At 61.6% G+C, this 26420-nt stretch carries 25 protein-coding genes; 14 read left to right on the top strand and 11 right to left on the bottom strand.

Annotation, left to right across the window (positions count from 1 at the left end; translation table 11 throughout):
* The first annotated feature begins 3 nt into the window (after window positions 1–3).
* The 11 genes from phnG to HX814_RS05130 all read left to right on the top strand — a co-directional run bounded on the left by phnG (window position 4) and on the right by HX814_RS05130 (window position 11166).
* Window positions 4–441 carry a phosphonate C-P lyase system protein PhnG gene (gene phnG, locus HX814_RS05080; RefSeq protein WP_003210619.1) on the top strand — a complete coding sequence of 146 codons (438 nt, stop codon included), beginning with the start codon at window positions 4–6 and terminating at the stop codon, window positions 439–441.
* Window positions 441–1031 (top strand): phosphonate C-P lyase system protein PhnH, encoded by a 591-nt coding sequence (gene phnH / locus HX814_RS05085; RefSeq protein WP_063028147.1) that lies wholly within the window; start codon window positions 441–443, stop codon window positions 1029–1031. The genes phnG and phnH overlap by 1 nt, the downstream gene beginning before the upstream one ends.
* Window positions 1031–2107, top strand: coding sequence for a carbon-phosphorus lyase complex subunit PhnI (locus HX814_RS05090; protein WP_134327103.1), 1077 nt, complete (start codon window positions 1031–1033; stop codon window positions 2105–2107). Before phnH ends, HX814_RS05090 begins: the two co-directional genes overlap by 1 nt.
* Window positions 2100–2966 (top strand): alpha-D-ribose 1-methylphosphonate 5-phosphate C-P-lyase PhnJ, encoded by an 867-nt coding sequence (locus HX814_RS05095; RefSeq protein ID WP_177008372.1) that lies wholly within the window; start codon window positions 2100–2102, stop codon window positions 2964–2966. Before HX814_RS05090 ends, HX814_RS05095 begins: the two co-directional genes overlap by 8 nt.
* Complete coding sequence (phnK, locus tag HX814_RS05100) at window positions 2927–3736, top strand: phosphonate C-P lyase system protein PhnK (RefSeq protein ID WP_085984643.1); 810 nt, start codon at window positions 2927–2929, stop codon at window positions 3734–3736. Before HX814_RS05095 ends, phnK begins: the two co-directional genes overlap by 40 nt.
* Window positions 3736–4455: a phosphonate C-P lyase system protein PhnL gene (phnL, locus tag HX814_RS05105; RefSeq protein WP_177008482.1), complete on the top strand. Its 720-nt coding sequence runs from the start codon at window positions 3736–3738 to the stop codon at window positions 4453–4455. The genes phnK and phnL overlap by 1 nt, the downstream gene beginning before the upstream one ends.
* Window positions 4445–5590, top strand: a complete 1146-nt coding sequence (locus HX814_RS05110; RefSeq protein WP_177008371.1) for an alpha-D-ribose 1-methylphosphonate 5-triphosphate diphosphatase — start codon at window positions 4445–4447, stop codon at window positions 5588–5590. The genes phnL and HX814_RS05110 overlap by 11 nt, the downstream gene beginning before the upstream one ends.
* On the top strand, window positions 5590–6153 hold the full coding sequence (gene phnN, locus HX814_RS05115) for a phosphonate metabolism protein/1,5-bisphosphokinase (PRPP-forming) PhnN (RefSeq protein WP_087694466.1): 564 nt from the start codon (window positions 5590–5592) through the stop codon (window positions 6151–6153). Before HX814_RS05110 ends, phnN begins: the two co-directional genes overlap by 1 nt.
* Window positions 6144–6893, top strand: a complete 750-nt coding sequence (phnP, locus tag HX814_RS05120) for a phosphonate metabolism protein PhnP (protein ID WP_003210610.1) — start codon at window positions 6144–6146, stop codon at window positions 6891–6893. Before phnN ends, phnP begins: the two co-directional genes overlap by 10 nt.
* Window positions 6894–7241: 348 nt before the next feature.
* On the top strand, window positions 7242–8738 hold the full coding sequence (locus tag HX814_RS05125) for a M10 family metallopeptidase C-terminal domain-containing protein (RefSeq protein ID WP_177008370.1): 1497 nt from the start codon (window positions 7242–7244) through the stop codon (window positions 8736–8738).
* 388 nt (window positions 8739–9126) lie between these two features.
* Window positions 9127–11166, top strand: a complete 2040-nt coding sequence (locus HX814_RS05130; RefSeq protein WP_177008369.1) for a M10 family metallopeptidase C-terminal domain-containing protein — start codon at window positions 9127–9129, stop codon at window positions 11164–11166.
* 157 nt (window positions 11167–11323) lie between these two features.
* On the opposite strand, the gene HX814_RS05135 is transcribed toward HX814_RS05130, so the two are convergent.
* Window positions 11324–12520 carry an MFS transporter gene (locus HX814_RS05135; protein ID WP_032899318.1) on the bottom strand — a complete coding sequence of 399 codons (1197 nt, stop codon included), beginning with the start codon at window positions 12518–12520 and terminating at the stop codon, window positions 11324–11326.
* Between the two features lie 178 nt (window positions 12521–12698).
* On the opposite strand from HX814_RS05135, the gene HX814_RS05140 reads away from it, so the two are divergent.
* On the top strand, window positions 12699–13313 hold the full coding sequence (locus HX814_RS05140) for a DUF5666 domain-containing protein (protein WP_003210601.1): 615 nt from the start codon (window positions 12699–12701) through the stop codon (window positions 13311–13313).
* A gap of 160 nt (window positions 13314–13473) precedes the next feature.
* On the opposite strand, the gene HX814_RS05145 is transcribed toward HX814_RS05140, so the two are convergent.
* The 8 genes from HX814_RS05145 to gcl all read right to left on the bottom strand — a co-directional run bounded on the left by HX814_RS05145 (window position 13474) and on the right by gcl (window position 22935).
* On the bottom strand, window positions 13474–14478 hold the full coding sequence (locus HX814_RS05145; protein ID WP_003210600.1) for a sulfate ABC transporter substrate-binding protein: 1005 nt from the start codon (window positions 14476–14478) through the stop codon (window positions 13474–13476).
* Window positions 14479–14585: 107 nt separating this feature from the next.
* Entirely contained in the window at window positions 14586–15410 is an 825-nt protein-coding gene (locus tag HX814_RS05150) for an ion transporter (RefSeq protein WP_177008368.1), read from the bottom strand.
* Window positions 15411–15441: 31 nt separating this feature from the next.
* Window positions 15442–16317: an urea transporter gene (locus HX814_RS05155; protein ID WP_177008367.1), complete on the bottom strand. Its 876-nt coding sequence runs from the start codon at window positions 16315–16317 to the stop codon at window positions 15442–15444.
* Between the two features lie 129 nt (window positions 16318–16446).
* Window positions 16447–17862, bottom strand: a complete 1416-nt coding sequence (pyk, locus tag HX814_RS05160) for a pyruvate kinase (protein ID WP_177008366.1) — start codon at window positions 17860–17862, stop codon at window positions 16447–16449.
* Window positions 17852–19147 (bottom strand): glycerate kinase, encoded by a 1296-nt coding sequence (locus HX814_RS05165; RefSeq protein WP_003210596.1) that lies wholly within the window; start codon window positions 19145–19147, stop codon window positions 17852–17854. The genes pyk and HX814_RS05165 overlap by 11 nt, the downstream gene beginning before the upstream one ends.
* A 152-nt stretch (window positions 19148–19299) precedes the next feature.
* On the bottom strand, window positions 19300–20190 hold the full coding sequence (locus tag HX814_RS05170) for a 2-hydroxy-3-oxopropionate reductase (RefSeq protein WP_003210595.1): 891 nt from the start codon (window positions 20188–20190) through the stop codon (window positions 19300–19302).
* A 176-nt stretch (window positions 20191–20366) separates the two neighbouring features.
* On the bottom strand, window positions 20367–21149 hold the full coding sequence (gene hyi, locus HX814_RS05175) for a hydroxypyruvate isomerase (RefSeq protein ID WP_003210594.1): 783 nt from the start codon (window positions 21147–21149) through the stop codon (window positions 20367–20369).
* A 10-nt stretch (window positions 21150–21159) separates the two neighbouring features.
* Complete coding sequence (gcl, locus tag HX814_RS05180) at window positions 21160–22935, bottom strand: glyoxylate carboligase (RefSeq protein WP_003210593.1); 1776 nt, start codon at window positions 22933–22935, stop codon at window positions 21160–21162.
* 267 nt (window positions 22936–23202) lie between these two features.
* Here gcl and HX814_RS05185 point away from each other — a divergent pair, with 267 nt between their 5' ends.
* A complete protein-coding gene (locus HX814_RS05185; RefSeq protein WP_003210592.1) occupies window positions 23203–23643 on the top strand; it encodes a heme-binding protein in 441 nt (146 codons plus the stop codon).
* 126 nt (window positions 23644–23769) lie between these two features.
* Here HX814_RS05185 and HX814_RS05190 read toward each other — a convergent pair whose 3' ends face one another.
* Both HX814_RS05190 and HX814_RS05195 read right to left on the bottom strand, forming a co-directional pair.
* Window positions 23770–24228 carry a transposase gene (locus tag HX814_RS05190; RefSeq protein WP_177008365.1) on the bottom strand — a complete coding sequence of 153 codons (459 nt, stop codon included), beginning with the start codon at window positions 24226–24228 and terminating at the stop codon, window positions 23770–23772.
* Between the two features lie 211 nt (window positions 24229–24439).
* The gene (locus tag HX814_RS05195) at window positions 24440–25045 is read right to left on the bottom strand and encodes a TetR/AcrR family transcriptional regulator (protein ID WP_003210590.1); all 606 of its coding nucleotides are present in this window, start codon (window positions 25043–25045) and stop codon (window positions 24440–24442) included.
* Window positions 25046–25286: 241 nt separating this feature from the next.
* Between HX814_RS05195 and HX814_RS05200 the strand changes: the two genes are divergently transcribed.
* Window positions 25287–26414 carry an efflux RND transporter periplasmic adaptor subunit gene (locus HX814_RS05200; protein ID WP_177008364.1) on the top strand — a complete coding sequence of 376 codons (1128 nt, stop codon included), beginning with the start codon at window positions 25287–25289 and terminating at the stop codon, window positions 26412–26414.
* The last annotated feature ends 6 nt before the right edge of the window (window positions 26415–26420 follow it).

Below are 26420 nucleotides of genomic sequence, written 5' to 3' on the forward strand. Positions count from 1 at the left end.
CCGATGAACCTGTCCCCGCGTCAACACTGGATCGGCGTGCTCGCCCGCGCCTTTCGCAGTGAATTGCTGCCCCATGAAGACGCCCTGCGTGACGTGGATTACCAACTGATCCGCGCCCCGGAAATCGGCATGACCCTGGTGCGTGGCCGCATGGGCGGCAATGGCGCGCCGTTCAACCTCGGCGAAATGAGCGTGACCCGCTGCGTGGTGCGCCTGGCTGACGGGCGTACCGGCTACAGCTATTTGGCCGGGCGCGACAAGGTCCACGCCGAACTGGCGGCCCTGGCGGATGCGCATTTGCAGGGCGCACACCCGAGCCCCTGGCTCAGCGACCTGATCGGCGCACTGGCCAACGCCCAGGCCGAGCGCCGGGCGCAAAAAGAGGCCGACACCGCCGCCACCAAGGTCGAGTTCTTCACCCTGGTTCGAGGAGAAAACTGATGAATGCCCAACGCTTGCAACCGGCCTTTGTAGACCCGGTGCTGGACGCCCAGCGCGGTTTTCGCGGGGCCCTCAAGGCCCTCGCCGAGCCCGGCCTGATCCAGTCCTTGCCCGCGGCCCCCAGCCTTGAAGGCCTGGCGCCGGCTACCTATGCGCTGTGCCTGGCGCTGCTGGATATGGACACCCCGCTCTGGCTGGCGCCGTGCTTCGACACGCCGCTGATCCGCGCCAACCTGGCCTTTCACTGCGGCTGCCCGCTGACCGCCAACCGGGAAGAGGCCGCGTTCGCCTTGCTCGGTGAACAGGACTTGCTCGACCTCAGCGGCTTCGACCACGGCAATGACCGCTACCCGGATCAGTCCTGCACCTTGCTGGTCCAGTTGACCGACCTGGAAGCCGGTCGCGCCTTGAACTGGCGCGGTCCGGGGATCAAGACCCAGCGTCAGGTCAACCTGCCCGTACCCCAGGCGTTCTGGCTGGAACGCCAGCGCCGGGAAACCTTTCCCCGTGGCCTGGACGTGTTGTTCGCCGCCGGCCATCACCTGATCGGCCTGCCACGCAGCACCCGAATTGCACAGGAGCATGCCTGATGTACGTAGCCGTCAAGGGTGGCGAACAGGCCATCGACAATGCCCACCGCCTGCTGGCGAAAAAACGCCGGGGCGATACTTCCATTGCGGAACTGAGCGTGGAGCAGATCCGCGAGCAACTGCCGCTGGCGGTCGCGCGAGTGATGAGCGAAGGCTCGCTGTACGACACGGAGTTGGCCGCACTGGCGATCAAGCAAGCGGCGGGGGATCTGGTGGAAGCGATCTTCCTGCTGCGGGCCTACCGCACCACGTTGCCGCGCTTCAGCCCGAGCCTGCCGATCGATACCGTGCAGATGTCACTGAGCCGGCGTTTGTCGGCCACCTTCAAGGACGTGCCGGGCGGGCAACTGCTGGGCCCGACCTTCGATTACACCCACCGCCTGCTGGACTTTGCGCTGCTGGCCGAAGGTGAATACCCGGGCCCGCAAACCACGCCGGATGCCACTCTGGAAGCGTGCCCTCGGGTACTCGGCCTGCTGGCCAAGGAAGGGCTGATCAAGAACGAATCCGACGACACCGGCAGCGTCGCCGACATCACCCGCGACCCGCTGGAATACCCGGCCAACCGCGCCCAGCGCCTGCAAGCCCTGGCCCGTGGCGACGAAGGTTTCCTGCTGGCACTGGGTTACTCGACCCAACGTGGTTACGGTCGCAACCACCCGTTTGCCGGCGAGATTCGCATCGGCGACGTCGAGGTGTGGATCGACCCGGAAGAGCTGGGTTTCCCGATCTGCCTGGGCAGCATCGAAGTCACCGAGTGCGAGATGGTCAACCAGTTCGTCGGCTCGGCCACCGAGCTGGCGCAGTTCACCCGGGGCTACGGCCTGGCATTCGGGCATGCCGAACGCAAGGCGATGGGCATGGCCCTGGTGGACCGCTCGCTGCGGGCCAATGAGTTCAACGAAGAGATCGTCTCGCCGGCCCAGCAGGAAGAATTCGTGCTGTCCCACTGCGACAACGTCGAGGCGGCGGGCTTCGTTTCCCACCTCAAATTGCCTCACTACGTGGACTTCCAGTCCGAGCTGGAACTGATCCGCAAACTGCGCCAACCGGCCGAGGGCACCCGCCATGAATGACCTGACTCAAGCGCCTGCGCGTGACCCGGCGTACAACTTCGCCTACCTCGACGAGCAGACCAAACGCATGATCCGCCGCGCCTTGCTCAAGGCCGTGGCGATCCCCGGTTACCAGGTGCCGTTCGGTGGCCGCGAGATGCCGCTGCCTTACGGTTGGGGCACCGGCGGCATGCAACTGACCGCCGCGATCCTGGGAGCTGACGACGTGCTCAAGGTAATCGACCAGGGCGCCGACGACACCACCAACGCCGTGTCGATCCGGCGCTTTTTCGCCCGTACGGCGGGCGTCGCCACCACCGAAAGCACCCCGGACGCGACAGTGATCCAGACCCGCCACCGCATCCCGGAAACTCCGTTGCAGGCCGATCAGATCATGGTCTACCAGGTGCCGATCCCGGAGCCGCTGCGTTTTATCGAACCGTCGGAAACCGAGACCCGCACCATGCACGCCCTGAATGACTACGGGGTGATGCACGTAAAGCTCTACGAGGACATCGCCACCTTCGGCCATATCGCCACCAGCTACGCCTACCCGGTGATAGTGGATGAGCGCTACGTGATGGACCCCTCGCCAATCCCGAAATTCGACAACCCGAAACTCGACATGAGCCCGGCGCTGATGCTGTTCGGTGCCGGTCGCGAAAAGCGCCTGTACGCGGTGCCGCCGTACACCCAGGTCACCAGCCTCGACTTTGAAGACCATCCGTTCGAAGTGCAGAAGTGGGAACACACCTGCGCGATCTGCGGCAGCCATGAATCGTTCCTCGATGAGCTGATTCTCGACGACGCCGGTACCCAGAGTTTTGTGTGTTCCGACACCTGGTACTGCGCCCAACGGGTCAAGGAGAACAACCAGTGAGCCAGCCTCTTTTGCAAGTGCGTGACCTGTCGTTGTTGTACGGAGAAGAGAAGGGCTGCCAGGACGTCAGCTTCGATTTGTACCCCGGCGAAGTGTTGGGGATTGTCGGTGAGTCGGGCTCGGGCAAGTCCACCTTGCTCTCGCTGCTCAGCGGGCGTCTGCCACCGCAGGCCGGCCACATCGGCTATCGCGGCAAGGACGGTGAATGGCTGGATCTGTACAGCGCCAGCGAAGCCGAACGTCGCACCTTGCTGCGCACCGAATGGGGCTTTGTCGAGCAGAACCCTCGGGACGGTTTGCGCATGGGGGTCTCTGCCGGCGCCAATATCGGCGAGCGCCTGATGGCCCAGGGCGTGCGCAACTATGAGCAACTGCGTGGCGCCGGCCTCGACTGGCTGGGCCAGGTGGAAATCGACCCGCAGCGTATCGACGACTTGCCCCGGACCTTCTCCGGCGGCATGCAACAACGCCTGCAAATCGCCCGCAACCTGGTCTCCAGCCCGCGCCTTGTGTTTATGGACGAACCCACCGGCGGCCTGGACGTGTCGGTACAGGCGCGCTTGCTCGACCTGCTGCGCGGCCTCGTTCGCGAGCTGGATCTGGCGGTGGTGATCGTGACCCACGACCTCGCCGTGGCGCGCCTGCTGGCCGACCGCCTGATGGTGATGCGCCGTTCCCGCGTGGTGGAAACCGGGCTGACGGACCAGATCCTCGACGATCCACAGCACCCTTACTCTCAACTGCTGGTGTCTTCGGTATTGCAGCCATGATGAATACCTTGATCGAGGTCCGTGACCTCTCGAAAACCTTCACCTTGCACCAGCAGAACGGCGTGGTGCTGAACGTGCTGCGCGGGGTGGAGTTCAGTGTGAAAGGCGGTGAGTGCCTGGTGCTGCATGGCCAGTCCGGCGCCGGTAAAAGCACGTTGCTGCGCACCCTGTACGGTAACTATCTGCCGGCGGGCGGCAGCATCCGGGTACAGCACCTTGGCGAATGGCTGGAGCTGGTTGGTGCCGAGCCGCGTGAGGTGTTGCAGGTGCGCCAGCAGACCCTGGGCTACGTCAGCCAGTTTCTGCGGGTGATCCCGCGGGTGGCCTGCCTGGATGTGGTGATGGAGCCCGCCCTGGCCCGTGGCTGGTCGAAGGCCAATGCACAGTCGCGCGCCGAGCATCTGCTGACCCGCCTGAATATCCCACAACGCCTGTGGCAGCTGGCGCCCGGTACGTTCTCCGGCGGCGAGCAACAGCGGGTCAACATCGCCCGCGGCTTCATGGTGGATTGGCCGGTGATGCTGCTGGACGAACCCACCGCGTCCCTCGATGACAGCAATCGCCAGGTGGTGCTGGAACTGATGAACGAAGCCAAGGCTGCCGGCGCGGCCTTGATCGGCATCTTCCACGACCGCGCCGCCCGTGAAGCGGTCGCCGACCGCCATTTCGACATGACCCCCGCGCCTGTTGCCCAAGAGGAATACGCCCATGCCCGCTGAACAGATCCTCAGTAATGCCCGGCTGGTGACGGCTGACCGTATGTTCCTTGGCAGCGTCGTGCTGCGTGACGGGCTGATCGTCGACATCGCCGAAGGCCGCAGCCAACTGCCCCAGGCCCAGGACCTTGAAGGGGATTTCCTGTTGCCGGGCCTGGTGGAACTGCACACCGACAACCTGGAAAAACACATGACCCCGCGCCCCGGCGTGGACTGGCCGTCGACCTCGGCGGTGCTCAGCCATGATGCGCAGATCATCGCGGCCGGCATCACCACGGTGTTCGACGCGGTGTCCATCGGCGACGTAAACCCCAAGGGCAACCGCATGCAGAAACTGCCGGCGATGCTCAATGCCATCGCGGCAGCAGAAAGCGCCGGCCTGACCCGCGCCGAACACCACCTGCACCTGCGCTGCGAGCTGTGCCACCCCGACACCCTGAGCGTGTTCCGCGACCTGGTGGAAAACCCGTTGGTGCAGTTGGTGTCAGTGATGGACCACTCGCCGGGCCAGCGCCAGTTCGTGCTTGAATCCAAGTACCGCGAGTACTACATGGGCAAGTACCACCTGAACGACGAGACCATGGACGCGTTCATCAAGCTGCAAATGGCCAACTCCAGGGAGTACAGCGACCGCTACCGCGCCGCGATCGTCGAGCATTGCCTGGAACGCGGCCTGTCGGTGGCCAGCCATGACGATGCGACCCTGGCTCACGTCGAGGAGTCGGCGCGCTACGGCATGACCATCGCCGAATTCCCCACCACCCTGGAAGCCGCCCGTGGCTGCCGGCAACTGAACATGAAAGTTCTGATGGGCGCGCCGAACGTGGTGCGTGGCGGGTCCCACTCGGGTAATGTGGCCGCCGCCGGCCTGGCCGCCGAAGGATTGCTGGATATACTTTCCAGTGACTACTACCCGGCCAGCCTGTTGCAGGCGGCGTTCGTGCTGGCCGATCAACAGGACGGCGGCGACCTTTCTCGGGCGGTCAGGATGATCAGCCTGGCGCCCGCGCACGCGGCGGGCCTCAGCGATCGCGGCGAAATCGCCACGGGTCTGCGGGCCGACCTGGTGCAAGCCAGGAGCCGCGACGGACTGCCCGTGGTCCAACAAGTGTGGCGACAAGCGAAGAGGGTGTTTTGATGGCAGGCAGGTTGATCTATCTCATCGGACCATCGGGTTCGGGCAAGGACAGCCTGCTGGATGCCGCACGACCGCGTCTGGCCGAGCGTGGCTGCCGCATTGTGCGGCGGGTCATCACCCGCTCGGCGGAAGCGGTGGGCGAAGCGGCGCAGGGGGTGAGCCCGGCGCAGTTTGCCGCAATGGAGGCCGAGGGCGCATTTGCCCTCAGCTGGCACGCCAACGGGTTGTCCTATGGCATCCCGCGGGAAATCGATGAGTGGCTGGCGGCGGGGCACGATGTGCTGGTCAACGGCTCCCGCGGCCATCTGGCGCAAACCCGGCTGCGTTACCCGAACCTGCTGGTGGTGCTGCTGACGGTAGACCAAGGGGTGTTGCGCCAGCGCTTGCTGGCGCGGGGTCGCGAATCCCTGGCGGATATTGATCTGCGCCTGGCGCGCAATGCGCGATTCGCCGAGGGATTGAGCGCTGCTGCAGACGTGTTCCTGCTCGACAATTCCGGCCAACTGGAACACACGGTCGAGCGCTTGCTGGGCTGCCTCGACGGGCAACCTGCATGCGCCTGACACTGCTGGGCACCGGCGATGCGCGGCAAGTGCCGGTGTATGGCTGTGAGTGCGCCGCCTGTGGCCTGGCCCGCCATGACCAGAGCCTGCGCCGCCGCCCATGCAGCGCATTGATCGAGTGTGGCGACCAGCGTTGGTTGATCGACAGCGGGTTGCCCGACCTCACCGAACGCTTCCCGCCCCGCAGTTTCAACGGGATTCTCCAGACCCACTACCACGCCGATCACGCCCAAGGCCTGCTGCATTTGCGTTGGGGCCAGGGGCTGGTGATTCCGGTGCATGGTCCGGTGGATCCGGAAGGGTTGTCCGACCTGTACAAGCACCCCGGCATCCTCGATTTCAGCCAGCCGTTTGCCGAGTTTGAAACCCGCCGGTTGGGTGAACTGAGCGTCACCGCGTTACCGCTGCTGCATTCCAAGCCCACCTTGGGGTATCTGCTGGAAGGTGAAGGGCGGCGCATTGCCTACCTTACCGACACCGTCGGCCTGCCACCCGCCACCCGCGATTGGCTGCAACGGGAGCCGCTGGATGTGCTGGTACTCGATTGCTCCATGCCGCCGCAACCGCAGGCACCGCGCAATCACAATGACCTGACGCTGGCGTTGCAATGTATTGAAGAGGTGGGTGCGCAGTTGGGGGTGCTGACCCATGTGGGGCACACGCTGGATGCGTGGTTGTTGCAGCATCGGCGGGAGCTGCCGCGGCATGTGACGGTGGGCTGGGATGGGCGGGTGATTTAACGTGGGAAGTTACGTCAAGCGGTGAAGTCCTGATCGCTGGTGGATTTGGATGAAAAGTTTGAGTGGATGTATCTTTGTTGATGCCGGTTTGGAGTATTCATATTGGCGGCATTGTGTAGGGTTTTGTTTTTTTTCTGATAAACCAAGGCGCTGCCGCAACGGCTGGTGTGTGTTCAGTTGTTTAAATTACAAGTAATTTATTGAGTTTCTTAGCGGGTGTTTCATCGCTTTTAAATGTTTCGGTGAGAACTAAATAAGCGCTGTCCCGTGCTTTCCATGCATGGGAGCTTAATGGCTGATGCCGATTGTTCCGGCTCGTCTATTAATTAAAAGAGAGTGCTCTTTCTCATGAACGTTTTTGACGCGATCTCCATCAGGCCCATGCTTCAAAACTTGCCGGAGTCTGACCCCGGTCCGACTGGCTTCGGCGCGAAAGCCAAGCCGACCTACACCACGGATCAGGCCGGCAAGCAGATCTCGCGGGACAACCTGCGGTTTCACGATCGTAACGGCGACAAGAAAGTTGATCTGTCCTACACCGTCGACCCCAGTTTCACCGCGCAGCAGCAACAACGCGTTCGTCAAGCGGTGCAGTCCTGGCAGGATGTTGCCAACATTAACCTCAAGGAGCAGGCAGATGGGGCAGACGGCACGGTAAACATTAAAAACAACCCTCGCGGTGACCGTGGTGTTGCCACATCACCTACACGCTCCAACACCAGCACGACCGCGACGATAGGCACGCTGAAAGCAGGGAGTAGACCTGGCCTGGGCAGCCACTTTTCGGTGACCGCGGTACATGAAATCGGGCACGCCATCGGCCTGCAGCATCCAGGCAACTACAATGGTGGCGGCTCTACCTACAACAGTGGCGCGGTCTATGCCGGGGATACCAAGGCGCGCAGCGTCATGAGCTACTGGTCGGAGAAAAACCAGGCCGGCCACGACTTTCAGTCTTCGAATCCATCCGCTCCAATGATGGACGACATCGCGGCAGCGCAGCGGTTGTATGGGGCCAATCACCAAACCCGCAATACCGACACCACGTATGGTTTCAACTCCAACACCGAGCGGGAGGCGATGACGCTCAAGAGCGCCACGGACAAACCCGTTTTTTGCGTATGGGACGGCGGCGGTGACGATACGTTGGACTTTTCAGGGTTCTCACAGAACCAGAAGATCAACCTCAATGCCGAGTCGTTCTCTGACGTGGGCGGCTTGAAGGGCAATGTCTCGATTGCCAAGGGGTGCACAATTGAAAACGCAACAGGTGGGGCCGGTCGCGACACCCTGATCGGTAACGAGGCGGGCAATCGACTCAAAGGTGGAGCAGGGGCTGATACGTTGCGCGGTGGCGGCGGAGCGGACATGTTTATCTACGACAAGGCCAGTGATTCCACGCCCCAGGATCCTGACTTGATCGAGGACTTTACCAGCGGTACCGACAAGATCGACCTGTCGGGCGCATTGAAAGAAGCCGGCGTGGGCACCCTGGTGTTCACGGACCGATTCACGGGGCGCGCTGGCGAGGCCTTGCTCAAGTACGACGCCGCCACGGGCCGGTCAAGCCTGGAGGTTGACCTGAACGGCAGTGGCAAAGCCGAGTTGTTGATCAACAGTGTTGGCCAGATCAAGTCGACGGATGTGCAGTGGGCGGGGGCGACGCCTGGGTTCAAGCCGGTGCCATTACCCATGCCAAATGTAGTGCCGTCCCCGGCGCCGCCCCCTGCGCCTGATTCGAAAACGACCACGCTTGCAGTGTTGAACGAGATGATCGCCAAGACATTGTCGACGTTGCTGCAGCTATTGAAAGGTCTGCTTCAACAGCCGGGCGCCCCTGGGTAACCGCCAGAGTGAAGGCAGAGTCTGGCCCTGTTTCCAGTGCCTGGCTCTCAGCCATCAGCACCACGTGGTGCAGCAGCCGGATGTGTAGCAGATTGTTTTCATGCCCTGGTTAGGGCATGGGTAATTGTAGGTTTATATGTCTCCGGTTTTCTTCGTATCGCATATTGAATGCAGAGCTGGCCTGATCTGAAACTTCTGAATATAAATATAGTGCGCTTAAAAAATTGGCGATGTGTTTCTGGCTGTTTGGATATTTAAATTGAAACGTTCATAGGGGTGACATTCGGTTTTTTCATGTGAGATTTTAAGGCGGCTGTTAAGTGAAACAGTCGCGTTGAAAGTCTGTTTCCTAATGAATGAAATTCTCAACTAAAAGGATGTTGTTTTTATGAGAATCACTGCTTCTTTTGTTAATCCGCCTGTATCAAGTCATGAGCTATCTACGTTGAATGCGGCCACTACCAGTGATGGCGCAACCTCAAAAAAAACCTTCACCACGGATGATGCTGCAAAGCAGATCCTGCGAGAGGGTTCGAGGCATTACGATCGTAATGGCGATAACAAAATCGAGCTTTCCTTCACCCTTGACGATCAATTCTCTGTGCAACAGAAAGCGTCCTTGCGCAAAGCCCTGACGTCTTGGCAGGACGTGACAAATATTGTCTTCAAGGAGGGGGCGACAGGTCCGGATGGTTCAATAACCATCAAGGCCAATCCCGATGACAATGGCGGGGTGTCGGGGCTGCCTAATCGCTGGTACGGTGATATGAGCACTACGGTTGGAACGAAAGGCGCTTCTGATGCCCCACGGCATGGCGATGTTTTTTTATCAACGGCCATACATGAGTTGGGACATGCCCTGGGGCTTGGCCACCCTGGGGACTATGGTGAAAGTGTGCACTCTTATGCAGATGCCCTATACACGCAGGACACCAGAGCCCACAGCGTAATGAGTTACTGGCGGGAAACCAATCATACGGGCCATGACTTCAAATCGCGCGAACCTTCAACACCAATGAAAGATGATATTGCTGCCGTACAGAAACTCTACGGGGCCAATCTCAATACGCGGAATACCGATACTACTTATGGCTTTGAATCCAATACTGACCGTGACCACTTCAGCCTTGAGTCCTCGAAGGACGCCCCGATATTTTCGGTATGGGACGGGGGCGGGAATGACACGCTGAACTTTTCGCTATTTTCCCAGAACCAGAAGATCAACCTGAATGCGGAGTCGTTTTCCAATGTGGGTGGCTTGAAGGGTAATGTGTCTATCGCCAAGGGCGTTGTCATTGAAAATGCCACAGGTGGCTCAGGTGACGATGAGCTCATAGGGAATGAGTCCGGCAACCGGCTCAAGGGTGGAGCGGGTTCAGACAGGTTGACAGGCGGCGCAGGCGCGGACGTGTTTGCTTACGATAGAGCGAGTGACTCGACACTCACCAGGCCTGACGAAATCCTGGATTTCACCAGCGGCACAGACAAGATCGACCTTTCGGGCTTATTGAAAAATACCTCAATCAAGCATTTCAACATTGTTGAGCGGTTTACGGGGCGTGCTGGCGAGATTGTCCTGAGCCATGACCCGCGCAGCGGAAACGGTAGTCTGGGTCTTGACACCACTGGCAGGGGCAAAGCGGATTTTCTGATTAAGAGCGTGGGTGGCATTCAGGCCAGTGACATAGTCACTGGCGGGGCATACGAACCTGGAGTTTCCAAGCCGGAGCCCCAACCAGAGCCCAAGCCAGAACCTCAACCGGACCCGAATCCGGACCCTTTTCCTGCTCCGCACGATACTGTCTATGGCTTCAACTCCAACACCGGTGATCCCTTCCTTAGCCTGCATTCCCAGAGTGGCGCTCCCAGGTTCCTGGTGAGGGACAAAGGTGGCGATGACACCCTGGACTTTTCGGGCTTCCGGCAGAACCAGACCATCGACTTGCGCGAGGGCGCAGCCTCCAGCGTAGGCGGCTTGCGCAATAACGTTGGTATAGCCAAAGGTGTCACCGTGGAGAATGCGATTGGCGGCTCAGGCCGTGACACGCTCATAGGCAATACGGTGGATAACGTTCTCACCGGCGGGGCAGGTGGAGATACGCTCTGGGGTGTGGGCGGTAGAAACACGTTCAGGTATGAGAAGGCCAGCGACTCGGCCTATGACGACGCTGACCTGATCATGGATTTCACCAGTGGCCAAGACACAATTGATCTGACGGGTTTAATGACAGAAGTCGGAACGCCCTTGCGGCTGGTGGATAGCTACACGGGCCGTATTGGAGATACCGTCGTCAAATACAACCAGCAGAGCGGGCGTTACTTTGTGGGCATCGACTTACTGGGACGGCGTCAGACAAACTTCCTGCTTAAAAGCACACGCTTGATCCGGCCAGAGGACGTGATCGGTCTGTCTACTCACCTGCGCTGAAAAGCAACGCGCCAGGGCGCTCGCCATCCTCCTGGAGGGGATACCGCCCATAAATCCCTGGGCGGTAATTCCCAATCAGTCAGCAAGCCCTTGACCTCGTCACTCGTCATTTCTGGCGGATGCGGCGTTGGAGCCGTTGATGCGGTTGTAAGGTGGGTCAGGCAGTCGCCACCGCCCCTTGCCGCGAGGCGCTCAAGAAGCGCAGCAACGCCACCAGCGGGAATGCGCTGCCCACCAGCATCACCCCCAGCCAGCCGCCGTGTTCGTACACGCTGCTGGCAATCGCCGAGCCGAAGGCGCCGCCGATGAAGATGCTGGTCATGTACAGCGCGTTCAGTCGGCTACGGCTGTTGGCGTCGAGGGCGTAGATGGCGCGCTGGCCAAGGACCATGTTCATCTGCACGCAGAAGTCCAGGACCACGCCGGTCACCGCCAGGCCGATCACGCTGTACAGCGGGTGCACGAAGGCCGGCAGGAAGCTCAGTGCGGCAAACAGCATCGCCAGCAGCGAAGCGCGGTGGGTGTGGCCGGCATCCGCCAGGCGCCCGGCAATGGGCGCGGCGATGGCGCCCAGGGCGCCGACCAGGGCAAACAGGGCGATCTGGCTTTGGCTCAGGCCGTGGTTGCGGGACAGTTCCAGCGGGGCGGCGGTCCAGAACAGGCTGAAGGTGGCGAACATGCAGCCCTGGTAAAACGCGCGCTGGCGCAGCACCGGCTGGCGGCGCAGCAAGGTGCCCAGCGAGGCGAGCAGCTGGCCATAGCTGGCCGCGTGATCCGGTTGGCGCTTGGGGATGGTCAGCATCAGCACCACGCTGATAAACGCCATCAGTGCCGCAGCGGCCATGAACATGGCGCGCCAGCCGAAGTGGTCGGCCACCACGCTGGACACCGGTCGCGCCAGCAGGATACCCAGCAGCAGGCCGCCCATGATGCTGCCGACCACCCGGCCACGGGATTCAGCCGGCGCCAGGTGCGCCGCCAGCGGAATCAGGATCTGTACCGACACCGAACTGAAGCCGATCAGCAGCGACACCAGCAGGAACAGGTTCGGCTGTTCGGTGAACGCCGCACCCAGCAGGCTGGCGATGGCCACCACGGTGGTGATGATCATCAGCCGGCGGTTTTCCAGCAGGTCGCCCAACGGCACCAGGAAGAACAGGCCCAGGGCATAGCCGATCTGGGTCAGGGACACGATCAGGCTGGCCATGGCCGGCGTGAGGCCGATGTCCGGGGCGATCAGCTCGATGATCGGTTGCGCGTAGTAGATGTTGGCGACGATGGCGCCGCAACAGAACGCAAACAGCATCACCATGCCTCGGGTCATCGTGCTTGTAGCGGGGGGCGTGGCGTTCATGGCGTTCTCATAAAAGCGAAGGATTGTGGCGAGCGAGGATAAAGACTGGCCCCGGGCGCGAGTAGCCTGTCTGTGGTGATAACACTCATGCCGGGAATTAATGACTGAAACGTTAACTTTCGCGCTGAAGGTCGATGATACATTCAGTCACAACTGCATAAACAGGAAATCGACTGCCATGAAGACGACATTCAACAAGATGCTCCTGGCCTCCAGCCTGGCCGCGCTGATGACCGTGGGCGTTGCCCAGGCCGCAGATGCCCCGCGTGTCGGCGTGCGGGGTGCGATTACCGCGATGGACGGCGACGCGATGCACGTCAAGGTCAACAGCGGTGAAGACGTCACCGTGCACCTGACCAAGGACACGCAGGTGCGTGCGGTCACCCTGGCAAAAATCGAAGACATCAAGCCCGGCAGTTACATCGGTTCGGCGGCCATGCCCAACGCGGATGGCACCCTGACGGCGCTGGAAGTGCATGTATTCCCACCGGCGATGGCCGGTACAGGCGATGGGCACCGTGCGTTCGACCTGAAGGAAGGCAGCAGCATGACCAACGGTACCGTGGGTGACCTGGTGGTGAGCGATGGCCGCACGTTGACCGTCAAGTACAAGGGCGGCGAGCAGAAGATCGTGGTGCCGGATGATGTGCCGATCGTCAACCTGGAACCGGGTGATCGCAGCTTGCTGAAGCCTGGGGTGAAGGTGGTGATGTTTGCGGCGAAGGGCGCGGACGGGAGCGTGACGGCCCAGGCGATTTCTGCGGGTAAGGATGGCGTGACACCGCCGATGTAACGGCTGTAGATAGATCGTTCCCACGCTCCGCGTGGGAATACATCCAGTGACGCTCTGCGTCCCCAGCACGGTCCAAGTCTTGCGGCGCGACCTGGACGCGGAGCGTCCTATGATGCATTCCCACGCGGAGCGTGGGAACGATCAGCGATCAGGGTGCGGATTACTGCCCGGAGTAGATCTGGTCAAAAACCCCGCCATCATTGAAGTGGGTCTTCTGCACGGTGCGCCAGTCGCCAAAGGTCTTCTCTACCGACAGGAAGTCGACTTTCGGGAAACGGTCGGTGTACTTGGCCAGCACTTTCGGGTCACGTGGACGCAGGTAGTTGTTGGCGGCAATTTCCTGGCCTTCCGGCGACCACAGGTACTTCAGGTATTCTTCGGCAGCCACTTTGGTGCCTTTCTTCTCGACCACTTTGTCGACGATCGACACTGGCGGCTCAGCTTCTGCGGAAACGCTCGGGTAGATCACTTCGAACTGATCACGGCCGAATTCACGGGCGATCATTTCTGCTTCGTTCTCAAAGGTCACCAGCACGTCGCCGATCTGGTTGGTCATGAACGTGGTGGTAGCGGCACGGCCACCGGTGTCCAGCACGGGTGCGTGCTTGAACAGGTCACCCACGAACTTCTTGGCCTTCTCTTCGTCGCCACCGTTTTTCAGCACATAACCCCAGGCCGAGAGGTAGGTGTAGCGGCCGTTACCGGAGGTCTTCGGGTTCGGCACGATGACTTGCACGCCATCCTTGAGCAGGTCCGGCCAGTCTTTCAGGGCTTTCGGGTTGCCTTTGCGCACGATGAACACCGTGGCCGAAGTGAACGGCGCACTGTTGTTCGGCAGGCGGGTAACCCAGTTGTCCGGCACCAGTTTGCCGTTGTCCGCCAGGGCGTTGATGTCGGTGGCCATGTTCATGGTGATCACGTCAGCCGGCAGGCCGTCGATCACCGAGCGCGCTTGTTTGCTCGAACCACCGAAGGACATCTGCAGGGTCAGCTTGTCGTTTGGATGCTCGGCGGCCCAGTGCTTCTGGAAGGCGGCGTTGTAGTCCTTGTAGAAGTCACGCATCACGTCATAGGAGACGTTGAGCAGGGTGACCGGGGCGGCCTGGACGACGCCAGCCAGTGCGAGGCCGGCGGCCAGGAGAGAGGCACTAACGAGTTTTTTCACTGCTCATTCCTTGTTGTTCGAGAAGGTTTTTGAAACGCATGGGGGCAATATGCCAGCGACTATAACGGGGGGGCGCATAGTCGCTTAAAGATTAAAAAGAACTTTGCTTATTCCAGTTTCTTGAAAAGCGCGCTGCCACACCGTGAGCAAAACGCTGCATTGGGCTCATGGCTGTTTTTCTTGCACACCGGGCAATCCGTTTGCAATTGCTCACCGCGCATGGCGTTGGCCAGTTCGGCGGTGAAGATCCCGGTGGGCACCGCGATGATCGAATAACCGGTGATCATCACCAGCGACGAAATCACCTGGCCCAGCGGGGTCTTCGGCACGATATCGCCAAAACCCACGGTGGTCAGCGTCACGATTGCCCAATAGATGCCCTTGGGAATGCTGGTAAACCCGTGCTCCGGGCCTTCGATCACGTACATCAAGGTGCCGAACACCGTGACCAGGGTGCAGACGCTGACCAGGAACACCACGATTTTCTGCTTGCTGCCCCGCAGCGCCGACATCAGGTAGTTGGCCTGCTTGAGGTACGGGCCGAGCTTGAGCACGCGGAAAATCCGCAGCATCCGGATGATTCGGATAATCAGCAGGTACTGCGCGTCGCTGTAGTACAGCGCGAGGATCCCGGGCACGATCGCCAGCAAATCCACCAGCCCATAAAAGCTGAAGGCATAGCGCAACGGCTTGGGCGAGCAATACAGCCGCAGGCCGTACTCGATGGCGAAGATGATGGTGAAGCCCCACTCGATATAGGCCAGCACGTTGGCGTAGTTGTCGTGGACCTCCTGGATGCTGTCGAGGATCACGATCACCAGGCTGGCCAGGATGATCAGCAACAGGGTGCTGTCGAAGCGTCGGCCGGCCGGGGTGTCACTTTGGAAAACCATGACGTAGAGACGCTCACGCCAGTGCTTGTTGCTGTCCATGGAAGTCGCCTGAATCGAAGATCAGCGAAGCCTAGGGGGATTCGAAGGGGCTGTCCATGCGGGTTTTCTGCATCACCCGCTGACTGGCGCGCACCAGCCAGGTGGCGAGGATAAACGGCGCGGTCAGCGCGGGCAGGTTCAGGCCGGTGAAGCCGGGCGTGAGGATGATCGCCAGCAGGATGCCGATCAGCGGCAGCCAGGGTTGGCGACGATACTGGCTGAGGGCCAGGGCGGCCAGCGCCGGGTTATAGCTGTGCAGGCCGAGCAGGGCGCTGGCGGGCTCGTCCATCAACAGGGCGATCAACACGCCGAGGCTCGCGCCGGTCAGCGCCCACAAGGCCGCGCGGCGGCTGGCTATTACAAGACCGAGGGCGATCAGCAGGCCGGCGAGGGGTTGGTCCATCAGGATGACTTGGGCCAGACCTGTGAACGGCGCGCAGAGTAGCGCCCAGGTGCCGGGTTCGCTGGCGGCAAATGCGGCGGGCGCGGTGGTGCCCAGCAGCAGCCAGCCGAGTACTACAAACGGTGCGGTGTAGGCGGGCAGGTCATCGGGGTTGGCGGCGCGTTTGAGCCACTGGCGAGTGAGGATTGCGCTGAGGCCACCGCAGGCGAGAATCAACGGCGGCAGCAGTGCCGACCAGCTGAAGTGCTGGCTGATCAGCAAGCCGAGCAGCACGCCGTTGTAGCTATAGAGACCGGCCTGGCGTTCGGCCTTGGGATAGCCGCGGCGTTGGGCGGTCAGCAAGCCGGCGACACCGCCCAGCAGCGCGCCGCCGAGCAGGGCCGGGGCGCCGACCAGGATCGCCAGCAGGCAGAGCAGGCCACACAGCGGGTGGCGCTGCAGGAATATCTGGCTGAAGCCGTTGAGCAGGGCTTCGGCCCAGTCGGGGCAGGGTTGGTTGGGCATGATCAATAATCTGCAGGAAAGCGCCGAATCTTGTGGCGAGGGAGCTTGCTCCCGCTGGCGCGCGCAGCGGCCCCAAAAGAAGGGCCTGCTGCGCAGTCCAGCGGGAGCAAGCTCCCTCGCCACAGGGGATTAGATCAATGTCTCGATCCGCAACGAATTGGTCGACCCTGGCTGCCCGAATGGCACCCCAGCAGTAATCACCAACGTATCCCCACGCTCCGCCATACCCTGTGCCTGGGCAATCTCCAACGCCGTGGAACACACCTCATCCACCTGCCGCAGCCGATCGTTCACCACCGAATGCACGCCCCACGCCACGCTCAAGCGTCGCGCCGTCGACAGGTTCGGTGTCAGGTTCAGAATCGGCACCGCCGGCCGTTCCCGCGCCGCCCGCAAGGTGGAGGTGCCCGACTCGCTGTAGTTCACCAGCACTGCCACCGGCAGGATGCTGCTGATACGGCGGATAGCACAGCTGATGGCGTCCGACACCGTGGCATCCGCCTTGGGCCGGCTGACATCCAGCTGGGTCTGGTAATCCGGGCCATTTTCCACCTGGCGAATGATCTTGCTCATCATCAGCACGGCCTCCAACGGGTATTCACCGGAAGCGGTTTCCGCCGACAGCATCACCGCGTCCGCCCCTTCCGCCACTGCGTTGGCCACGTCGGTGACTTCGGCACGGGTCGGCGCCGGGGAGAAGCGCATGGATTCAAGCATCTGCGTGGCCACCACCACCGGTTTACCCAACTGGCGGCACACACCAATGATGTCCTTCTGGATTTGCGGCACGCTTTCCGCCGGCACTTCCACCCCCAGGTCACCTCTGGCGACCATGATCGCGTCGCTCAACTCGGCGATTTCCTGCAGGCGCTGCACCGCCGAGGGCTTCTCGATCTTGGCCATCAGGAACGCCTTGTCGCCGATCAACTCGCGGGCTTCGCGGATGTCTTCCGGGCGTTGCACAAACGACAGCGCCACCCAGTCCACCCCCAGTTCCAGGCCGAAGCTCAGGTCGCGGCGGTCCTTGGCGGTCAGCGGGCTGAGCTCCAGCAATGCCTGGGGTACGTTCACGCCTTTACGGTCCGACAGTTCGCCGCCGTTGAGCACGGTGGTGTCGATGGCATCGGCGTGCTTGGTGATCACCCGCAGGCGCAGCTTGCCGTCGTCCAGCAGCAGGTCCATGCCGGGCTGCAGGGCCGCGATGATTTCCGGGTGGGGCAGGTTGACTCGCCGCTGGTCACCGGGTGTCGGGTCGAGGTCCAGGCGCAGGGCCTGGCCGCGAATCAGTTGCACTTTTCCTTCGGCAAAACGCCCCACCCGCAGCTTCGGCCCTTGCAGGTCCATCAGGATGCCGAGGGGATAATTGAGCTGGCGCTCCACCTGGCGAATCCACTGGTAGCGTTGGGCGTGGTCGGCATGATCGCCATGGCTGAAGTTCAGGCGAAAGATATTCACCCCGGCTTCCACCAGCTCGCGGATGTCGTCGATGCTGTCGGTGGCCGGGCCCAGCGTGGCGAGGATCTTGACCTTCTTGTCAGGCGTCATGTTCAGGGGACTCTCTTTCAGGGCTTTCAAGAATCAGAATGGCGCGGAAATCGTTGACGTTGGTGCGGGTCGGCTCGGTGATGATCAAGCCGTCGAGGGCCGCGAAGTAGCCGTAGCCATTGTTGTTGTCCAGCTCGTCACTGGCGCTCAAGCCCAGGGCTTCGGCGCGGGCGTAGCTGGTGGGCGTCATGATCGCGCCGGCGTTGTCTTCCGAGCCGTCGATGCCGTCGGTGTCACCCGCCAGGGCGTAGACGCCGGGCAGGCCCTTGAGGCTGTCGGTGAGGCTCAGCAGGAATTCGGCGTTGCGTCCGCCACGGCCATTGCCGCGTACGGTGACGGTGGTTTCGCCGCCGGAGAGGATCACGCAAGGCGCCGCCAGGGGTTGGCCGTGCTGGATGATTTGCCGGGCGATACCGGCGTGCACCTTGGCCACGTCCCGCGCTTCGCCTTCCAGGTCGCCGAGGATCAGCGGGCTGAAACCGGCCTGGCGGACTTTCACCGCCACCGCTTCGAGAGATTGCTGCGGACGGGCGATCAGTTGGAAATGGCTACGGGCGAGCACCGGGTCCCCGGGCTTGACGGTTTCCGACTCCGGGCTTTGCAGCCAGGTGCGCACCGACGCCGGGATTTCAATCTGGTAGCGCTTGAGAATCGCCAGCGCCTGTTGCGAGGTGCTGGGGTCGCCAACAGTGGGGCCGGAAGCGATGACCGTGGCCTGGTCGCCCGGTACATCGGAAATCGCGTAGGTGTAGACGGTGGCAGGCCAGCTTGCCTTGGCCAGGCGCCCGCCCTTGATCGCCGAGAGGTGCTTGCGCACGCAGTTCATCTCGCCGATGGTGGCGCCGGATTTGAGCAGGGCCTTGTTGATCGCTTGCTTGTCCGCCAGGGTGATGCCGGCGGCCGGAAGGGCGAGCAGTGCAGAGCCGCCGCCGGAGAGCAGGAAGATCACGCGGTCGTCTTCGCCCAGGTTGCTGATCAGCTCCAGCACACGCTTGGCCACGGCCTGGCCTGCGGCGTCCGGCACCGGGTGCGCGGCTTCGACCACCTCGATTTTCTTGCAGGGTGCGCCGTGGCCGTAGCGGGTGACCACCAGGCCCGAGACTTCGCCTTGCCAGCAGTTTTCCACCACCAGCGCCATGGCGGCGGCGGCTTTGCCGGCGCCGATCACGATGACACGGCCGCTGCGGTCGGCGGGCAGATAGGGTTCGAGGACTTGCCGGGGGTGGGCGGCGTCGATGGCTGTGGCAAACAGCTCGCGAAGCAGGTGTTGCGGATCGACCGACATAAGCGGGCTCCCGGGGATTCTTGTTATTAGGGGTGCATCAGATCGTTCCCACGCTCCGCGTGGGAATGAATCACTGGACGCTCTGCGTCCGCTGTTGTGACGCGGAGCGTCACGGCTGCATTCCCACGCAGAGCGTGGGAACGATCAGGGCGTTATTTATCGCGAATCGAAAAATTCGCCATATGTTCCAGGCCCTTGATCAGCGCCGAGTGGTCCCAGTTGCCGCCACCGATGGCGGTGCAGGTGCTGAACACCTGCTGCGTGCCGGCGGTGTTCGGCAGGTTGATCCCCAGCTCCTTGGCACCGGCCAGGGCCAGGTTCAGATCCTTCTGGTGCAGGTTGATGCGGAAGCCCGGATCGAAGGTGCCCTTGATCATGCGCTCGCCATGCACTTCGAGGATTTTCGACGAAGCAAACCCCCCCATCAGTGCTTCACGCACCTTGGCCGGGTCTGCGCCGTTCTTCGAGGCGAACAGCAGCGCTTCCGCCACCGCCTGGATGTTCAACGCAACGATGATCTGGTTGGCCACCTTGGCGGTCTGGCCATCGCCATTGCCGCCCACCAGGGTGATGTTCTTGCCCATGGCCTGGAACAGCGGCAGGGCGCGTTCGAAGGTGTGCGGGTCGCCGCCGATCATGATGCTCAGGGTGCCGGCCTTGGCACCGACTTCACCACCGGACACCGGGGCGTCGAGGTAACGTGCGCCGGTCTCGTTGATCTTCGCGGCGAAGGCCTTGGTGGCGGTGGGCGAGATCGAACTCATGTCGATCACCACTTTGTTCGGCCCAAGGCCTGCGGCAACGCCGTCGGCGCGGAACAGCACATCGTCGACCTGCGGGGTGTCGGGCACCATGACGATGATGAATTCGGCTTCCTGGGCCACTTGCTGCGGGTTGGCCAGGGCCACCGCACCAGCGCTGATCAGTTCAGCCGGCGCCTTGCCGTGATGCTCGGAAAGAAACAGTTGGTGACCGGCCTTTTGCAGGTTGGCAGCCATGGGTTGGCCCATGATGCCGGTGCCGATAAATCCGATTTTAGCCATGACGAAAATCCTCTTATTGTTAGGTGTGCAGGCCTGGCGCGGCCTGCTAAACACAGGAGATCCACTGTGGGAGCGGGCTTGCTCGCGAATGGGGGCCGACATTCAGCATTGATGTCGACTGATCCACCGCTTTCGCGAGCAAGCCCGCTCCCACATTGGGTGCTGTGTTTGTTCAGTTAGATCGCGTTGTGGCTTTTGAGCCAACCCAAACCCGCTTCGGTGGTGGTCAACGGTTTGTACTCACAGCCGACCCAACCCTGATAACCGATGCGGTCCAAATGTTCGAACAGGAAGCGGTAGTTGATCTCACCGGTCCCCGGCTCGTTGCGCCCCGGGTTGTCCGCCAGCTGGATGTGGTTGATCTCACCCAGGTGCGCAGCCATGGTGCGGGCCAGGTCGCCTTCCATGATTTGCATGTGATAGATGTCGTATTGCAGGAACAGGTTGGCACTGCCCACCTGCTCGCGAATCGACAGGGCCTGCGCCGTGTTGTTCAGGTAGAAGCCCGGGATGTCGCGGGTATTGATCATCTCCATCACAAGCTTGATGCCCACCGCCTGCAGCTTGTCGGCGGCGTACTTGAGGTTGGCGACGAAGGTTTTTTCAAGCGTCGCGTCATCCACGCCGGCAGGACGAATCCCCGCCAGGCAGTTGACCTGGGTATTGCCCAGTACCTGGGCGTAGGCGATGGCCAGGTTGACCCCGGCACGGAACTCCTCGACCCGGTCCGGGTGGCAGGCCAGGCCGCGTTCGCCCTTGGCCCAGTCACCGGCCGGCAGGTTGAACAGCACTTGGGTCAGGCCGTGGGCATCGAGTTGCGCCTTGATTTCAGCTGAGCTGAATTCATAGGGAAACAGGTATTCCACACCACTGAACCCCGCGTCGGCGGCGGCTTTGAAACGGGCAAGAAAGTCCTGTTCGGTAAACAGCATGGACAGGTTGGCGGCAAAACGCGGCATGAGGTTCTCCTTAATCGAGCAGTGAAATGGCAGTCGGCGCGTCGTTGCCCACCAGTGCCAGATCTTCGAATTCGTTGACGGCGTTGATCTCGGTGCCCATGGAAATATTGGTCACCCGCTCCAGAATAATCTCAACGATCACCGGAACCTTGAATTCTTCGATCATTTCCTGAGCCTTGCGCAGTGCCGGCTGGATCTGGCCCGGCTCGAACACCCGCAGGGCCTTGCAACCCAGGCCTTCGGCGACGGCCACGTGGTCGACGCCGTAACCGTTGAGTTCCGGTGCGTTGAGGTTGTCGAAGGACAGCTGCACGCAGTAGTCCATTTCAAACCCGCGCTGGGCCTGGCGGATCAGCCCCAGGTAGGAGTTGTTCACCACCACGTGGATGTACGGCAGCTTGAACTGTGCGCCCACGGCCAGCTCTTCGATCATGAACTGGAAGTCATAGTCGCCGGACAGTGCCACGACGTTGCGGGTCGGGTCCGCCTTGACCACACCCAGTGCCGCCGGAATGGTCCAGCCGAGCGGGCCGGCCTGGCCGCAGTTGATCCAGTGGCGTGGTTTGTAGACGTGCAGGAACTGCGCGCCGGCAATCTGCGACAGGCCGATGGTGCTGACGTAGCAGGTGTCTTTGCCGAACACCTGGTTCATCTCTTCGTACACCCGTTGCGGCTTGACCGGCACGTTGTCGAAGTGGGTCTTGCGGTGCAGGGTGGCCTTGCGCTGCTGGCAATCGTGGAGCCAGGCGCTGCGGTCCTTGAGCTTGCCGGCGGCTTTCCACTCGCGGGCCACTTCAATGAACATGGTCAATGCAGAGCCGGCGTCGGAAACGATGCCCAGGTCCGGGGTGAACACGCGGCCGATTTGCGTCGGCTCGATGTCCACGTGAATGAATTTTCGGCCCTCGGTGTACACCTCCACCGAACCGGTGTGACGGTTGGCCCAGCGGTTACCGATGCCCAGCACCACGTCCGATTTCAACATCGTGGCGTTGCCATAACGGTGGGACGTTTGCAGGCCGACCATGCCCACCATCTGCGGGTGATCGTCCGGGATCGTGCCCCAGCCCATCAGGGTCGGGATCACCGGGATGCCGGTCAACTCGGCGAATTCCACCAGCAGTTCGCTGGCGTCGGCGTTGATCACGCCACCACCGCTCACCAGCAATGGGCGCTCGGCCTGGTCCAGCAGGGCCAGGGCTTTTTCCACCTGGATGCGGGTCGCCAAAGGCTTGGCCAGGGGCAGTGGTTGGTAGGCGTCGATGTCAAATTCGATCTCGGCCATTTGTACGTCGAATGGCAGGTCGATCAGCACCGGGCCCGGGCGACCGGAGCGCATTTCATAGAAGGCTTTCTGGAAGGCATACGGCACCTGGCCGGGTTCCAGGACGGTGGTCGCCCACTTGGTCACCGGCTTGACGATGCTGGTGATGTCGACAGCCTGGAAGTCTTCCTTGTGCATGCGTGCCCGCGGCGCCTGGCCGGTGATGCACAGGATCGGGATCGAGTCCGCCGAGGCGCTGTACAGGCCGGTAACCATGTCGGTGCCCGCCGGGCCCGAGGTGCCGATGCACACGCCGATATTGCCGGCCTTGGTGCGGGTGTAGCCCTCGGCCATGTGCGAGGCGCCTTCAACGTGGCGAGCAAGGACGTGATCGATGCCACCGACCTTCTGCAAGGCCGAATACAGCGGGTTGATCGCGGCGCCCGGGATACCGAAGGCGGTGTCGACCCCTTCACGGCGCATCACCAGGACAGCGGCTTCGATTGCTCTCATTTTGCTCATGGTTTTGGTGCCTCTTGCGTTTTGTAATTGTATACAAGTGGTGTTGGTCCGAAGTGTATTCACGGCGAGCGGGGCAGGTCAATCCATTTTCTTGGGTGGCCTTTACGTTCGTCGGAAGGCTTATGGACGGGAATATTTCGACGTGTGGTGCGTATGTTTCGAAATATTGTATACAAAAAATAAATCTATTGTGTTCTATTTGTTTGATTGAGCTTCTGATCAGACAGAGCCCCACGGCTTTCCCATAACAAGATAAGGACGGCACCCATGAGCGCTTTAACCTTGAAAGTCGCAGTCAACCTGGCCAGCCACGCCATCGCGGCAGGCCGCACCATTTCGGCGGCACCGCTGACCGTTGCGGTACTCGACAGCGGCGGGCATTTGATAACGTTGCAGCGCGAGGATGGCGCGAGCCTGCTGCGCCCGCAGATCGCGATTGGCAAGGCCTGGGGTGCGATAGCCCTGGGCAAGGGCTCGCGCTTGCTGGCGTTGGACGCACAGCAACGGCCGGCGTTTATTGCCGCGTTGAACAGCCTGGGGCAGGGCAGCGTGGTGCCGGCGCCGGGCGGGGTGTTGATCCGGGATCAGGCGGGTGTGGTGCTGGGAGCGATCGGGATCAGCGGGGATACGTCGGATATTGACGAGCAGTGTGCGATCAGTGCGATCGAGGGGTTGGGGTTGTTGGCGGATGCGGGGGTTACTGCTTGATGTGAGGTGACTGGTCGGGCCTCTTCGCGAGCAAGCCCGCTCCCACATTTGACTGCATTCCAAGGCTGGGACTCGGTCAAATGTGGGAGCGGGCTTGCTCGCGAAAGGGGCGACTCGGTCCCGGACCTAAACCCAAACCGCATCCCACAGCGGATAGTCGCCAATCCGCTCCACCAACCCTGCTCTTAATGGGTTGGCCACGACATACCGAGCCATCTTCACCAAGTCATCGTCCTTGCGCAGCGCACGATCATGAAAGCTGGTTTGCCATAGCCGCCCTTTGCGGCCCGTAGCGCCATTAACGGTTCGAGTGCTTTTGGACTTCACCTGGCACATCAGGTCTCCCAATGAGCCTTTTTGCAGCTCAATCAACCAGTGAAAGTGGTCGGGCATGACCACCCAGGCCAGGGAGTTCGCCAGCCCTTGATACTGGGCGAGCCGGAATTGCCAGACCACCAGGCGGCCGAGATAAAAATCACTGAATATCGGCGCGCGTTCGTGGGTGTTGGTGGTGATCAGGTAGATGCGGTTGGACTCGCTGAATCGCCCGATGCGCAGGCGATGTGAAGCAGCTGGATCAGGCATTCCTTTGCCTCTCTTCAGGTGGGGTTCTGAGAGGCTAGATCGGGGAATCTGGAGATGATGGTTTGGCTTTGTGCAGGATGTGTCTGGGAGGGCGCTTTCGCGAGCAAGCCCGCTCCCACATTGGATCTGCGGCGTTTAAACAATTTATGTCTGGCACAAATTCAAATGTGGGAGCGGGCTTGCTCGCGAATCTTGAAGACGCTGCGGTCTATCAGTCCCGCTCACACCCCTTCAACACCAACCGAATAATCGTCTGCGCCGCCGCCTCATAATCCGCTTCATCCAACTTCGCCTTCCCGGTCACCGCCGAAATCTGCCAGTCAAAATCCGCATACGTCTGCGTCGCCGCCCAAATGCTGAACATCAGGTGATGCGGATCAATCGGCGCAATCAGCCCACGGTCCACCCAGCTCTGGATGCAGTCGATGTTGTGCTTGGCCTGGGCATTCAGCTGTTCCACCTGCTCGGGGCTTAAATGCGGGGCGCCGTGCATGATCTCACTGGCAAACACTTTCGAGGCAAACGGCAAATCCCGGGAGATGCAGATCTTCGAGCGGATGTACCCGCTCAGCACGGCCGAAGGGTCGCCATCAGGATTGAACGGTGTGGAGGCCGCCAGGATCGGCTCGATAATGCTTTCGAGCACCTCGCGATAGAGGTTGTCCTTGGACTTGAAGTAGTAGTAGACGTTGGGCTTGGGCAGCCCGGCCTTGGCGGCGATGTCGCTGGTTTTGGTCGCGGCGAAGCCCTTGTCGGCAAACTCCTCACTGGCAGCCCGCAGGATCAGTTCTTTGTTGCGCTCGCGAATGGTGCTCATAGACCAGGAGGTTCCTTGCCAAGACAGGCGGTCTGGCATGGTAGCACCGGCTTTGCGCAGGGCTCAAGAATCCCGCCGCAGCCCTTGCATGGCGGGGCGCCCAGCTGACTTTGTCTGTCTTGATGCTGAACGCATTCACGGTCGTACAGGCACAGCTCGAGCGCGCTGCTAGAGTTCAGGCAGCGAGCGGCCATTTAGCCTGGTCGCCCCTTCCTGTTTTCGGCGTTCGAGAGAGAAACCCGTGGAGAAAAGCAGACGACGTACGTTCGCCTGGGCCGTTGGCACGTTGTTACTGGTAGCGTTGTTGATTGCCCTGGGTTTGCACTTCTTTGCAGGCGGGCACAAAGGCCGGCCGGCCGCCACCGGCGAACCGGTAGCCGTGGTGCCGGTGGTGTTGCAGGACGTGCCGGTGTATATCGACGCCCTCGGCACCGTCACCCCCACCCGCAGTGTGACCGTGGTCACCCAGGTCGATGGCATCCTCAGCAGCGTGGAATTCAAGGAAGGCCAGCACGTCAGCAAGGGCCAGGTGATTGCGCGGATCGATGACCGTGCTCTCAAGGCCCAGCTGGCCGTGGCCAAGGGTACCCTGGCCCACGACCAGGCTGTGTTGAGCAATGCCCAGCGCGATCTGGTGCGCTACCGCGAACTGGTCAAGGCCGGTTCTACCAGCCAGCAAACCGTCGACACCCAGGCGTCCTTGGTCCAGCAACAACTGGGCACCGTGGCCGCCGACCAGGGCAATGTGCAGAACCTTGAAGTGCAGGTCGGCTACTGCACCATCACTTCGCCGGTCGACGGTGTGGTGGGCCTGCGCCTGGTCGACCCCGGCAATTACGTCACCACCACCAGCACCACCGGCATCGTGGTGATTACCCAGATGAACCCGGCCACCGTGGTGTTCGCGGTCCCCGAGGACGACCTGGGTGCAATCAGCCAGGCCCTGGGCCGTGGCGTCGTGACGGTGTTGGCCTACGACCGCAACAAGAAAGCCCTGCTGGCCACCGGCAGCCTGTTGGCCCTGGACAACCAGGTAGACACGACGACCGGCACCATCAAGGTCAAGGCGCAGTTCGATGATTCGGGCAGTGCGCTGTTCCCCAACCAGTTCGTCAATGCGCGCCTGAAGGCCGACACCCTGGCCCAGGTTGCCGTGGTGCCCACCCGGGCGATCCAGCATGGCAGCAAGGGCGATTTTGTGTTCGTGGTGAATGGCGACAAGGCCAGCCTGCGCAACATCAAGACCGGCCCATCGATGGGCGATGTGTCGGCGGTACTCGAAAACGGGGTCAAGCCAGGCGAGCAGGTGATCACCGAAGGCGCCGACAAACTGGATGACGGTTCGGCCGTGAAGGTCGTCGCCCAGTGAGGAGCT

Source organism: Pseudomonas sp. C8002, assembly GCF_013385765.1.
Taxonomy (GTDB): Bacteria; Pseudomonadota; Gammaproteobacteria; order Pseudomonadales; family Pseudomonadaceae; genus Aquipseudomonas.